The sequence below is a fragment of the Chryseobacterium sp. G0162 genome (assembly GCF_003815715.1).
GTDB lineage: Bacteria > Bacteroidota > Bacteroidia > Flavobacteriales > Weeksellaceae > Chryseobacterium.
In genome coordinates, this window is sequence record NZ_CP033922.1 from 1,482,686 (window position 1) to 1,497,382 (window position 14,697).

Below are 14,697 nucleotides of genomic sequence, written 5' to 3' on the forward strand. Positions count from 1 at the left end.
TTCATAGTATTTAATCATTTGTATAATCTACTTTTTCAACACCAGGTCCAGTTTCAGGTCTTGTTAATATTATAAAATTATGAACTAATTTGTATTCCTTCCAGCTATCCCTAAAATCTCTATCAGCTTGTGAAGCAGATGTACTAGCACTTCTACTATACCCCAATGTAGGATGCGTATGAAAACTAGTATTTGTATATAATCCACGTCTCTTTAAGTCATTTCGATTAATAGTTGTAATAGAGTTTGAATAAGAATTACCTCCATAATCATCCATATAAACGCTATTAATTTTGGCATCTTTCGAATCCTCATTAGATAAATAGGCTCCAGATAACTCAACTCCTACATAATCAGATAGCTTAACTGCAAAGTCCTCTAACTGCTTTAAGGTAGGTTGTCCTTTCTCTCCAACATTAATAATATTGTCACTAGTTTTAAAGTTTTGGCCATCCTTTAAAATTCCTTTCGCAATATTATCTACTTCTACTTTAGCTTCTCCTTTCTTATTATATGCTACATTTCCATTTTTATCTGTTTTAACAATTCTATCAGGAAGATTATTCGTTTCTCCTACTTGTTTTACATCACCTGTTTTTATATTAAAGGTAAAATCAGTCTTAGGAGCTCGTCCATCCGGATCAATAAACCTTATTGGGTTATCAAAAACATAATTATAAGGACTATGTCTTGTCATCTTCTCGGCCAATGGATCAACCACACCCCATCTACCTAAATCAGGCATATACATTCTAGCCCCATAATCATACATCCCTGTTTCCTGCAACTCCTTGCCGTTGTACTTATAACTCTTATACCCACCTATTAATCCTTTGTTTCCTCCTATATGATTCAAGCCAAATGGATAATAATTGTTAGTATCTGTTACTTCCAGAACGCCTGCGCTGTCTTTAGCAAAGCTCACCCTTATATTTCCTAAGTGATCTTTATACTGGTAAATATAACGATTTTCTGTGAAACTGTAAAAACCTTCAGAAGTAGGTACAAAGTCTAACTGCCACTTCGGTTTAGAAGGAAACATTCCCTCAATGGTCTTAGTATATGCCTGCTCTTCATAAGCAAAACTTGTTTTATCCAGTAATAAAGGTCCTCCCATTAATCCATTATTATAATAACGATATTGAAAGCTATCCAGATAATCCGTGGTCGTGGTATCTCCTATATCTCCATCTTTTGCGCTATGCTTAGTTGTTCTAAGTTTTACTCCATCTGCACGATACAGGTGATTGATATTGGTATTATAATTCCATCCCAAAATTTTCTGACTTATAAAAAACTGATTAGTTAAATTCAGATAATTATAGGAAATAATATTAATATTTTTATCCTTCATGTTAATCATATTTCCATTTACATCATAATCTATTATATTATTTCCGCCTTCATACCCGGTATCATTCATCGCAGATTCTATCACCTGATTCAGGCGGTTTCCGGTATATTTATATTCAAGGTTATCTACCAATGCAGGAGTTTGACCTGATATTGGAGTGGCTTTTCGTTGCAGGGTATTGATGTTTCCATTCAGATCATAGGTAAGATATTCATCAAAATTACCATTGGCAGGATTAGTGGCATTAGGTTCTGAGTAAAAGCCATTTTTTAAACGGTTTAGAGGATCATATTCATAGTTGTATCTTTTCAGAATATCTTCTGAAGAATTCTTCCAGTCGATCTCTGCAATATTTCCGTTAAACTTCCCAGGTGATTTTGCTGAAGATACAGGATTATGATATTTTATTTCATACCCAAACAATCTTCCATTTAGATTAGAAGGATCATTGATCTTAGTCATCCAACCACGGATATTGTACTTATAATCTATCTGCTGAAGCGCAGATCCTGCAGCAATGCCACCCACTTTTTTAGATTCCAGCTGGGAAAGTTCATTATAGGTATTCTGGGTAAGGATTTCTGTGGGATTAGCATCTACCTGATGTTTGTGTACCAGGAGCCTGTTCTGGTGGTCATAAGCAAAGGTTTCGGTGATGACTCTTTCTGTGTCTGTTTCCAGTCTCTTATGTCTGGTGATCACCGTTTGAGCTAGTCCTGCAAAATCCAGCTTGGATTCTGTTTGGGTATAACCTCCCAAATGATTAATGGAATGGGTTCCTATCACTCGTCCTTTGGTATCATAGTATGTATAATTCTTGGTCCAGTTGTCATCTTCAATATTTTTTACCAGACTCATCAAAGGAAGTCCTTTGGTACTTTTCCCTTCCGGGGATACCGTTTCTTTTAACGTTTCTACTCCCTGAATGGTAGAAGGAAATGATGGATTAAAGTTATACCCCGGATAAGTATCATAATAGTTAACCGAAAAGACTGTTTCAAGATAAGGGAAATTGGTGTTAGTATAAAATATCTGCATTCCGTTTTTTGTAAAGCCGGTGGCAGATCCATTCTCAGTCATCACTGCATCTCCAATCATTGTCTGCATATAAGCTCTGCTGCTCCCACTCACAATACCTGTTATGATTACTCTTCCTAATGCATCGTATTTTGTAAACAACCATTTATTCGTTGGGCTCATATTAGCATCCTGGGTAAATATTAATCGATCAGCCTTATCATAAACCATATATTCCCAACCTTTACCAGGAAGTTTCTTTTCTACCAGTCTTCCTCTTCCGTCGTAACGGTACTGGTAACAGAGATCATTGAGCAGAGATTCACTAATAGGTTTTTGAACCGCATTGGGAGGAATCACAAAGGCCAGCTGATCGTATTCGTTATACACATAGTAAGTATCTGCCTGCTCGGTGGAGCCCATCAGTTTTCTTACCAGCAAGGTTTGGCCTTTTCCGTTTTTGAACTCCACCGTTGGGTTTCCATCTTCATCTGTCACTGTATTCTTATACAAGGTACCAGGTGCATATAAAACAGCCGGAGATAGGCTTATCCCACTTTTAGTGGCCCCGTTTTCCCAGGTGGTGGTGGTAATATGCTGGTACACTTCATTGCCTATATTGGTTTCATACCCAAACTTCACAGGCTTAGTACTCCAGTCATTCCCCACCTGGATCTGTTGCTGAAGCCTGTTCAAAGGAGAGTTTTCCAATATTTTCTCGGAATAGATCTTTTCTGAGCCATAAGGAGAATTGCTGGCATTGGATAAAGGATTGGGAATAATCCCCCCATTCAAAGTTCCTGATTGAGGTACGGGAAGATAATCTTTTACCTGTCTTCCGAACTGGTCATATTCAATGTGAGTAACCACATCCTTTCCCAAGGGAGAGGCTTTTACATTCACTACCTGTTTAGGTCTTCCCAAACCATCAAAATACTGGACGGTTTGAGTTTGTTTTGCTCCGGCATCACTTTGGGTTTTCTCTTCCAAATAAGTTCGGGAGTATATATAATTTTCATTGACTACTCCATGCAATCCATCCGGTAATTGAATTTGTGCTTTTGTAGTTCCCATGATTAACAGAGTAACTACGGGGATTATTATTTTTTTCATCGTATTTTAATTTATTGGAAAAGTAAAATCTAAGTAATATGAAGTATTGTCAGGTACACCTGTTACGCCTAATCCTTCGACTTTTTTCACCAATAATTCTCCATTGGTTCGAATTAGTATATTCCAAAGAAATCCATTGCTATATGCACCTGAAACATTCTTTTCAGTCTGAGGTAAGCAGGAACCATTTATTTTTCCAACAATAACTCCACTAGTTGTCCAGGGTTTTCCAACCCCAGAAGAAAACCCCATTTGAATTCTATAGTTTGTTGTATTTGCTAATGATATACCTCCACCACCAGAAACTAACATACTTACATTACAATTTAAAGCTGTACATGTTCCATTTAGATTAGCCATATTTTGTCCGTTTGTATTAATTTCATCCTGAGCTTTCTGATCCGCATCAGCCTGGCTCACATAGGAGTAGTAAGTATTTGCGGGTACCGTATAAATATAACTGCTTCCCACTGCATTGGTACCACAATTATTTCTTGTAAAAGGCTCACTTTTAATCGAATTATAATGTTTCTTTGGAGCGTAATTATATTTATATTCTTTTATAATTTTATTTTCAGAATCTAATATTTTTTCAAGTCTATTATTGAATGTATCATATTTATAGTATTCTTTAAATCCAGAAGCAGATGTAATTGTTTTAACTCCAATTAAGGGATCATAAGTATATGTGGTAATTTTAAAGTCTTTAAATTCTGCTTTAGTTCTAAAATCATTTAACTTAGATACCAAATCATTTTCTGTCAGGTCATCAATATCCAGATCGGACTTCTTTACAATGTCCAATTGCAGGTAAGAATTACTACTATTAGGATCTAAGCCGAAAGCTTGCATTACCTGCGAGTAACTTGCTCCCTCTATTTTTGCAATAATGTGTGTTTTATTATATCCCCAAATAATTGTAGTTGGAATATTTTGTTTAGTTGTATACTGTAGTATATTTCCATTATCATACAAATTATAAGTTATTTCCGTTGTGGCAACATTATTTGATACATCATATGATAAAACTGAAGTAGGGTTCAAGTGCTCATTATTATCATATTTAGTTTCCATTAGTGAGGTTCTTTTGATGATGCCATTATTTGTATTTCTAATAATTTCTGTTTCAAGAGGAACGCTTAAGATATTAGCCGTAAATAATTTTGTGTTATTTTTTTCAATAGAGTATTTAATATTTTCTATATTAATTTCTCCACCTGGAAATTCAGTTAACTTAGATTTAATCTGATTATAGGAATTATAGGAAAAATTGTTTTTTGTAACTATTGAATCTACTCCAAAATAATCTATGGTTTCTTTGTTTTGTAATATTGTTTCAGTTGAATATATAGGATAATATCCTACAGCTGATTTATAATGCTGCACAAATGAGGGATCACTGCCTGTCCCAAATGAATTTAAAACATACACATAGAACATTGGGTGTATCATAGTAACACCATAGCTAAATGGGGAGTTTTGTACTATATAATTATATTTCTCCTCTTTTAATTTTAAAGAATTACTATTAAAATAACTATTTCTTAATATACTCCCATTCTCTATTTTATTACCTTTGACCGATGGTAAAAATATAGGTCTGCTATAAGTGGCTATACCAAAGTGAATATCTTCATTGTTGGAATATAATGTCTCTGTTTTACCTTTAGTATTTCCTGCTCCGTCTACTTCCTTTTTTATCACTTTAGAATAACCTACATTATTTCCTGATGAAAGGCTAAAGGTACTTGATATTGAGCTTGATTGCATAGAAACAAAAGATCCTTGTCTGGTTTTTATTACAGGTCTTCCTGCACAATCACCTATTTCAAAAAAAGTTTCTCCATTATCTTCTCTTATCATATTAATAGGATTAGGTGTTAACCCATTTTGATATTCAAATGTAGTAGTTTTCAAAAGTTGATTGTTGTTATCATAATTTCTTTGTTCCTTTAGTCTTAACCCATTCCCCTTATTGTACTTGTATTTATTATAAAGATAGAATAGATTAGAAGCTTCATTAAGCTCATAAATAAAAATAGATGAACCTTTGGTAGGATATTCTATTTTTTCTAATATCCCACTTTGGGTGTAGTTGATATCAGGATTTTTTTTGTTATTATTTATTTCTGTAACAGGTATATTAATATTATAATTAAAGTCAGTGGGATTAAGATGGATCGTTTTATTAGTAAATCCTCCATTGGAGTATCCCCAATAATCTACGGCATAAGATATTTTAGGGGGTAGTAATGTTTCATTATAATAAAAAGTATATCTCTCATCATTGTTTTTTTGTATAGAATTAAGTTTTAGCCTTTTATTTCGTTCTGGGTTAAAAGAATTATTAATCAGGTTGGATGCATCCACTGCTTGAGGCAGAAAATAGTCATACTGGAATTTGTATTCACTTACAATTATATCATTATTAGTTGATAATGTTATTTTGTCTAATTTTTTAGTATTAAAATCAACTCTGTCAGAATAACTAAAAATTAATTTACCATTATCACTTATTATATTTGATGGGAATAAATACTTTTGTTGTGAATCACTTCCTGATGAATTTACTACAAAATCATTTAACCCTCCAAATCGATTTGGATTGGGAAGTGGAGCTGGATCATTGATATTATAAAAATCCAAATAACTTGATGAACCCTGTTTGCAATTATTACTAGTATAATTAGTTGTATAATTTAAAAACCAAGTGGTTCCTCCTAAATTTGAGACTAATGAAGTATTTATATATTGAAATAATATTTTTTTATTATTTGTATCTATAATTTCACTTATATGAAAATTTCTTCCGACAGTTTTTGAACTATTAATAATATCTTCAACATTATTAAACTTATACGTAAAACCTTTAGGGTCTTTAATTGTAAAACCTAAACTTGTTTTTTCAAATTTATACCCTTTTTTATTTAATGCCGTAAATGTTATAGATCCATTATAATTTGCATTATAATTTTCAAAATTCGAAATTAAAAACTCAACTTTTTCTCCCAATAGATTCATAACAAAAATATCTGGCTGCATATCTATTGCATCAAAATTAGAAGAAAGACTAGTGTACATACCATTTCTTGGCACATTATTATTAGTCGCAATATAATAGCCATATGTGTTAAAAGATGGTGAATCATTAAAATTGGTAGGCCCATTGGCTAAAGGAAATGTACTTGCATATGGAAGCGAAGATTTCGCAAAGTCAAGTCTGTAACGTATATTATCACTAAAGTCATCATATCCATATATACTTTGTACTATTGTAGGAAAACCTATATCCCACCCAAGACCTACCTGACCAGCTTCATCCATTACTTTAATACCATTACCAGAAATATAATTTAAGTTTATGGGTAAGTTTACATCTCCTGATCTTAAGTTAAAAAGGTTTATGGTTGGATTATTCTTTCCTAAATATTCATTATTATTTATGTCTCCATACTTTAAAAACATCTGGCTTGAAGGAGCCTTTGGAGGTTCAGGAAAATAATAGTTAGAGTAATTTGCCTGTCCGTATAATATACTACTCAAATAAGAAAAAAGGGTGATAAAAGTTATTTTTGTTAGAATTAAATATTTTTTCATATCTGTTTATTTCTTTATAAGCTTTGCATTCGCTGTTTTATTATTATCAGTTTTTATGGTCACCAGATATGCTCCTTGTATCAAAGCCTGAGTATCAATCTTAGTCACTCTGTTCTTAGTTTTTAAACTCTGAAGCTGTCTTCCGCTCATATCATACAACATAATATCTGCTTCTTTAAAATCAAAACCGATTTCTACGTAGGCATAGTCTGATACCGGGTTCGGGTAGATCTTAATATCATATTTGGCAATCAGATCACTCACCTGCTTGTCTCCAAGCTTTACAATCTTCCAGTTTTCTTTCCCTAATTCTTTAGCACTGGTTCCGGCTAACACAATAGAACCATCTCTGTTCAGTTTCAAATCAGAAAGTCTTTCCTCTTTTTGTCTGGATTCTCCTGTTATATGTTTTCTCCATTGTTCATTTCCGTTGCCATCTAAATATAACATCCAGAAGGTCTCATCATCTTTTTCTATTCTTCCTTCTGCTTGAGTGTAACCTCCAAGTAAAATTCCTTTTGAAGAGTTGTCATCTGCGGAATGAATCACACTCATTCCCATCAGAATATCACGGTTTTTGAAATTGTATGACTTTTGCCACTGCTCATCGCCTCTTTCATTCAATGCAATCAGCCATAGATCTGTACCTTCTTCAATGCCTACTGTTTTGTTTCCTGATTGTTCTGATCGGGATTCACCACCAATAACATAACCGCTTGATGTTAAGGCCAAGGTTCTGATATGGTCATCTCCCTTACCTCCAAAGTTCTTTTCCCATTCTACTTTTCCGTTTTTATCCAGTTTTACCACCCAAAAATCTCCTTCTCCGTAATTTTCGGTTTTTTTTGTACCTCCGGTGTTACTTCGCGAGTATATTCCAAGTAATGCTCCACCATCTCTCGTTGGAATCATTTTCTCTACTTCGTCTAAGCCTTTTCCGCCTAATATCAATTGAGAAAGTTCTTTACCGTCTTTGTCGAGTCTGGTTATCCAGACATCTTTGGAACCATAGCCTTTGGAAGAGTTCTGGACATTCCCGGCGACAAAAAAGCCTAAGTCTGTCGTTTGAATAACAGATTTAGCTTCCTCATCAGAAGAAGTACCCAATGTTTTCTGCCATAATTCATCACCGAATTCATTGATCCGGATGAGCCAGATATCGGAACCACCTTTGGAATCATCTTTCTTATCGAGTCCTTTTCCTGAATAAGAAGTTCCGGCTAAGAGAAATCCACCATCCTGAGTGCTTACTGTTGCGGATAAATAATCATGATTTTGCCCTGAGAAATACTTTTCCCAAGCCTGTTCTCCCAGCTGATTCAGCTTCACCAGATGGAAATCATAGCCGTTGTTTTGTTTATTGCCTTGTTGGAGTTTATCGCTCTGTATAGAGCTGCCTGTAATAAGATACTGCTGATCGATGGTCGTAGTCACCTGACTTAGGAAATCCTGGGTAGTGGATTGGATATCTTTCTGCCAGAGTACTTCCTGAGCAGACATACCCAAAACCGTGCATATAGTACATGCACCGAGATAAATTTTTTTCATTCCCGTGTTGTTTTTGAGTTTAATGATTAGGTTTTTAAATTCGCACAAATTTAACTTTTTTTCGTTAGTACAAATCATATCCATGTGATTTAACACAAAATATTTGTAATGAATTATGGAATTTCATTACATCTTTATGATCTTATACTATTTTATCCAAAGCTACCACAGCACAACGACAGAACTTGTCGTAACAAAAACAAAAAAGGGCCAGCTCCGAAGAGCCAACCCTCAAAACATTAACTGTTTATTGATTGAATTATGATGTTTCTTTATTTCCAGCCACCACCCAAACTTTTATAGATGTCTACTACTGTACTCAGTTGTTTTTGCTTCGCTTCTATCAATTCCATTTTAGCATCTAGAGCTCTCTTTGGTTTAAAAGAACTTCAAGGTAATCTGCTCTGGAGTTTCTGAACAACTGGTTGGCAATATCAATAGATTGATCCAACGCTTTTGTTTCCTGAGATTTCAATTGATAATACTGGTCTATATTTTTAACTTTTGACATCAGATTGGCTACATCCAGATAAGCATTTAAAATGGTTTTATCATATTCATATAATGCCTGAATCTGTTTAGCATCCGCAGTCTGAAAGTTCGCTTTGATGGCACTTTTATTAATCAGTGGCCCAGCCAGTTCCCCTACAAGGTTGTAAGCAATAGATTCCGGCATTTTCACCAGATAAGATGGCTTAAACGCTTCCAGTCCCAACGTTGCAGAAATTTCCAATGATGGATAAAACTCTTTTCTCGCTGCTTCTACATCCAGTTTTGAAGCCTTTAATTCCAATTCAGCCTGCTTGATATCAGGACGGTTAGCCAGCAATTGTGAAGGAATGCCTGTATACACCGTTGGCGGAATCGTTGACATGAAGTTTTCCTTTGTTCTCACAATTGGTTGTGGATATCTTCCCAACAACGCATTGATCTCATTCTCTTTTTCTGTAATCTGCTGACGGATGGTATATTCTGAAGCCTTGGATTTTGCTAATTCTGCTTCAAATTTCTTCACTGCCAATTCTGTAGCAGCAGCAGCTTCTTTCTGAATTTTGGAAATTTCCAATGCTCTTTGCTGAAGTTTGATATACTGCTGAATAATATCCAATTGATTATCCAGAGCCAATAATTCATAGTAATTATCAGCCACTTCTTCAATAAGATTAGACAATACAAAGTTCTTCCCTTCTACCGTAGAAAGATAATGTGCCACTGCGGATTCCTTTTCTGTTCTCAGCTTTTTCCAGATATCGATTTCCCAGCTCGCATTGAGACCTGCTTCAAAATTTCCTAGCGGATCTGGTATTGGTTTACCGGGTTCCATTTCTGTACTGGCATCTCCAGCTCCTTCACTCGTATAACGGCCAGCTTTTTTCAATCCCGCTCCTATTCCCGCAGAAACTGTAGGAGTTAATCTTCCTTTTTTAGCTAAAACGCCACTCTTGGCAATTTCAATTTCCTGAAGAGTGATCATCAGCTCCTGATTGTTCTTTAAAGCTGTTTCAATAAGGCTTACCAGATTCGGATCAGTAAAAAACTGTCTCCAGGGAGTGGTTCCACTGTTGTTATTCGCATCCTGCTGTTCTTCCTGATTGAAATTTTGAGGAATATTTGTTTTTACCTCATCATTTATGACGGTTGCCATTGGTGCCTTACAACTTGCTAGCACAAGAGATAAGGCAATGGCTGTTATTATATTTTTAGTCTTCGAATTTTCCATCGTGTTCATAAGGTTCAGTTTGTTCTGTTAAAGGATTCTTCTCTTCATATTTAGCCAGTTTCGATTTTTCAGCTATAGTCCCGAAGATGTAGTACAATCCCGGAATAATCATCAATCCGAAAATAGTTCCTATCAGCATCCCTCCTGCTGCTGCCGTTCCAATGGTACGGTTACCAACTGCACCCGGTCCTGTAGCGATCACCAACGGAATCAATCCGGCAATGAATGCAAATGAGGTCATCAAAATAGGACGGAAACGAATGGCAGCTCCTTCAATAGCAGCCTGCATCACAGGAATTCCTTCTTCAGCCTTTTTCTGTACTGCAAATTCTACAATTAACACGGCATTTTTACCTAAGAGCCCGATAAGCATTACCATAGCTACCTGAGCATAGATATTATTTTCCAGTCCTAACAATTTCAGACATAGAAACGCTCCAAAAATCCCCACTGGTAATGATAAAATTACAGGTAACGGAAGAATAAAACTTTCATACTGAGCAGAAAGGATCAGATAAACGAATCCTAAACACACCAGGAATACAAATACAGCTTCATTTCCACGGCTTACTTCATCTTTTGAAATCCCAGCCCAGTCGATACCAAAACCTCTCGGAAGTGTTTTATCTGCTACTTCCTGAATAGCCTGAATAGCCTGTCCACTACTGTATCCCGGCGCCGGAGTACCACTCACCTGAGCAGAGTTATACATATTATGTCTTGTCATCTCAGATAGACCATATACTTTCTCCAATCTCATAAAGTCTGAATAAGGCACCATCTGATCTTTGTCATTTTTAACATATAACTTCAATAAATCTGTTGGTAAAGCTCGATATTGAGGTCCTGCCTGAACAATCACTTTATAAGGTCTGTCAAAACGAATAAAACTCGTCTCATAGTTGGATCCAATCAAGGTAGATAAGTTATCCATCGCTTTTTCAATCGTCACTCCTTTTTGCTCAGCAAGGTCATTATCTATCCTAAGCATATATTGAGGAAAACTCGCAGAATAGAAGGTAAATGCAGACCCCAGCTCCGGACGTTTCTTTAACTCCTTTACAAAATCATTGCTTACCTGTTCCATTTTATGATAATCGCCGCTTCCTGCCTTATCAAGCAACCGGAGTTCAAAACCTCCTGCTGCACCATATCCCGGAACGGAAGGTGGTTGGAAAAACTCAATATTGGCTCCCGGTATATTTTTGGCTTTTTCTTCCAGTTTTTCAATAATTTCAGCGGCTGATTCCTTACGTTCATCCCAGCTCTTAAGATTAATAAGACAGGTTCCGGAATTTGATCCGGTACCTTCTGTTAAGATCTCATATCCTGCCAATGATGAAACCGACTGTACTCCATCAATATCTTCTGATTCTTTTAAAAGTTCTCTTGCGATCTGATTGGTTCTTTCCAGCGTAGATCCCGGCGGTGTTTGGATAATCGCATAGATCATCCCCTGATCTTCAGCAGGGATAAATCCGGATGGAATTGAATTACTCAGAAAATAAGTACCTGCACAAAAAGCTAATAAAAGAGGTAATGTGAACATTTTCTTAGTTACCGTCTTATTTAGCATTTTCTCATACCTTCCAGCACCTTTCGTAAACAGATTATTAAATTTATCAAGGAAAATCGTAATTGGAGTTTTCTTCTTAGCTTTTCCGTGATTATTTTTAAGAATTAAAGCACACAATGCTGGTGTCAAAGTCAAGGCTACTACTCCCGATAAAATAATAGAAGACGCCATTGTAATCGAAAACTGGCGATAAAACACCCCAACCGGTCCGGACATAAATGCAATCGGAATAAACACCGATGCCATTACCAGAGTAATGGCGATAATTGCTCCACTGATCTCATGCATTGCTTCCTCCGTAGCTTTTAAAGGAGAAAGGTTCTTCTCTTCCATCTTGGCATGCACCGCTTCAATCACCACAATGGCATCATCAACAACGACCCCAATGGCCATTACCAAAGCAAACAGTGAGATCATATTCAGAGTAATCCCAAATGCTGACATCACCGCAAAAGTTCCTACCAACGAAACAGGAACAGCTAGTGCAGGAATCAATGTGGAACGCCAGTCCCCAAGGAAAAGGAATACCACAATAGCTACCAGTACAAAAGCTTCAAACAAAGTATGGATTACTTTTTCCATAGAAGCATCCAGGAATCTGGAAACGTCATAACTGATCTCATAATGCATCCCTTTAGGGAAATTATTTTTCTCAAGGTCTGCCATTAATGTTTTTACATTCTTAATAACATCACTTGCATTAGATCCATAAGACTGTTTTACGGTAATAGCAGCAGAAGGTTTTCCATTCAATGTAGAATAAATATCATACATGGAACTTCCGAATTCAATATCAGCAACATCTTTTAATCTTATAGATTCACCATTAGGCTTAGCCTTTAGAATGATATTACCATAGTCTTTTTCATTATTATAACGGCCCGGATATTTCAATACATATTCAAATGACTGGGAGCGTTTTCCTGAACTCTCCCCGGTTTTCCCCGGAGATGCTTCCAAACTCTGCTCATTCAATGCTTCCATCACTTCATCTGCTGAAATATTATACGCAGTAAGTCTATCAGGTTTAAGCCAGATACGCATGGCATATTCACGGGTTCCCAAAATATCAGCGAAACCTACTCCACTTACCCTTCTCAATTCAGACATCACATTGATATCGGCATAGTTGAACAGGAATTTCTGATCAGCTTTTGGATCATCACTGTACAGGTTAATGTACATCAGCATATTCGGTTCTTCACGGGTAATTTTTACCCCTTCACGAACAACCAGAGGAGGTAATTTGTTAACCACTGAAGATACACGGTTTTGAACGTTTACTGCTGCAACGTTGGGATCTGTTCCCAGATCAAATACCACCTGAATGGAAGCTTCTCCGTCATTTCCGGCATCCGAGGTCATATATTTCATACCCGGAACCCCGTTTAATCCTCTTTCCAATGGGATGACAACAGATTTAATTAATAATTCGTTGTTGGCACCAGGATATTCTGCGGTAATATTTACTTTAGGTGGAGAAATTGAGGGAAACTGGGTCACCGGAAGTTTTACCAATGACAATATCCCTAAAAATACAATAATCAATGAGATTACAATAGACAGAACAGGTCTGCGGATGAATTTCTTAAACATACTACTTCATTTTAGAGACCACTACTCTGCTTTTAATTTCAATGATTGAAGAACTTTTTTAGGATCCTGGAATTTTGTTTTTATTTTCTGGTCATCCTTCACCTTCTGAACACCCTCCAAAAGAATCTGATCTCCTTTTGAAATCCCTGAGCTTACCACATAAAGATCCGGAAGTTCATAGGCTACTTTAATATTTTTGGATCTGGCAGTACCGTTTTTATCAATAACAAATACATATTTCTGATCCTGAATTTCATAGGTAGCTTTCTGAGGAATAATAAGAGCATTGTGAACCGGCATCGTCATTTGTACTTTACCGGTTTCTCCATTTCTCAGAAGCTTGTCTGGGTTTGGAAATTTCGCTCTAAAAGCAATATTCCCGGTTTCATTGTCAAATTCTCCTTCAATAGTCTGAATTTCTCCCTTTTGGGTATATGTTTCGCCATTTGCTGTAATCAGTGATACCTGATTACTTCCTCTGTCTGCTGCATGGGTCTGATAGCTTAGATATTCCGGTTCAGAAACGTTGAAATAGGTGTAGATGCTTGTATTATCTGATAATGAGGTCAACAGATCGCCTTCGTCTACCAAACTTCCCAACTTTAAAGGAATTCTATTGATAATTCCTGAAAACGGAGCTTTAATATCGGTAAAAGACAAATGGATCTGAGCCAGCTTCATTTCTGCATTGGCAGCATCCAGTTTAGCTTTAGCCATTGCCTTTTCATTTTTGGATACAATATTGTTTCCGGCTAATGTGCTTGCGTTTTTCAGTTCGATAGAAGCCTGCTCAACTTCAGCTTTTGCTTTTAATAATTCTGCCTGATACAGTTTAGGCATAATACGGAACAGGGTTTGTCCTGCCTGTACATACTGACCTTCATCGACAAAAATTTTCTCAAGGAATCCTTTTTCCTGCGCTCGGACTTCAATGTTCTTTACAGATTGAATCTGAGCTACATATTCCTTGTTAATTACAGTGTCCATCACTACCGGAGATGTTACCGGATAAGTGGTTACTTCTTCTTTCTCCTCTTTTTTCTTATTGCAGCTTACGGCCAGTAAAAGGACACTAAGTGCAATAGCTGAGGCAACTCTTTTTATCATAATTCTAGAGTTTTATAAATCGTTAATGTTTTGAATAGAAATAAAATGGTAATAGAGAAAATAGTACGA

General features: G+C 36.1%; 5 protein-coding genes and 1 pseudogene. All 6 read right to left on the minus strand.

What is annotated here, in order from left to right; genetic code table 11:
• Positions 1-10 precede the first annotated feature (10 nt).
• Positions 11-3,484 carry a DUF6443 domain-containing protein gene (locus EG344_RS06870; RefSeq protein WP_228412875.1) on the minus strand — a complete coding sequence of 1,158 codons (3,474 nt, stop codon included), beginning with the start codon at positions 3,482-3,484 and terminating at the stop codon, positions 11-13.
• A gap of 6 nt (positions 3,485-3,490) precedes the next feature.
• The gene (locus EG344_RS06875) at positions 3,491-7,081 is read right to left on the minus strand and encodes a DUF5977 domain-containing protein (protein ID WP_123908841.1); all 3,591 of its coding nucleotides are present in this window, start codon (positions 7,079-7,081) and stop codon (positions 3,491-3,493) included.
• Between the two features lie 6 nt (positions 7,082-7,087).
• Complete coding sequence (locus tag EG344_RS06880) at positions 7,088-8,629, minus strand: T9SS type A sorting domain-containing protein (protein ID WP_123908842.1); 1,542 nt, start codon at positions 8,627-8,629, stop codon at positions 7,088-7,090.
• A gap of 272 nt (positions 8,630-8,901) precedes the next feature.
• A pseudogene (locus EG344_RS06885) lies at positions 8,902-10,358 on the minus strand (TolC family protein).
• Positions 10,330-13,521, minus strand: coding sequence for an efflux RND transporter permease subunit (locus EG344_RS06890; RefSeq protein ID WP_123908843.1), 3,192 nt, complete (start codon positions 13,519-13,521; stop codon positions 10,330-10,332). Before EG344_RS06890 ends, EG344_RS06885 begins: the two are co-directional and overlap by 29 nt.
• 21 nt (positions 13,522-13,542) lie before the next feature.
• A complete protein-coding gene (locus EG344_RS06895) occupies positions 13,543-14,625 on the minus strand; it encodes an efflux RND transporter periplasmic adaptor subunit (RefSeq protein WP_123911777.1) in 1,083 nt (360 codons plus the stop codon).
• Between the last annotated feature and the right edge of the window lie 72 nt (positions 14,626-14,697).

Bases quoted from the DNA above. Each gene is read 5' to 3' on its own strand.
- EG344_RS06870 (WP_228412875.1), bottom strand. From the start codon at position 3,484: ATGAAAAAAATAATAATCCCCGTAGTTACTCTGTTAATCATGGGAACT.
- EG344_RS06875 (WP_123908841.1), bottom strand. From the start codon at position 7,081: ATGAAAAAATATTTAATTCTAACAAAAATAACTTTTATCACCCTTTTT.
- EG344_RS06880 (WP_123908842.1), bottom strand. From the start codon at position 8,629: ATGAAAAAAATTTATCTCGGTGCATGTACTATATGCACGGTTTTGGGT.
- EG344_RS06890 (WP_123908843.1), bottom strand. From the start codon at position 13,521: ATGTTTAAGAAATTCATCCGCAGACCTGTTCTGTCTATTGTAATCTCA.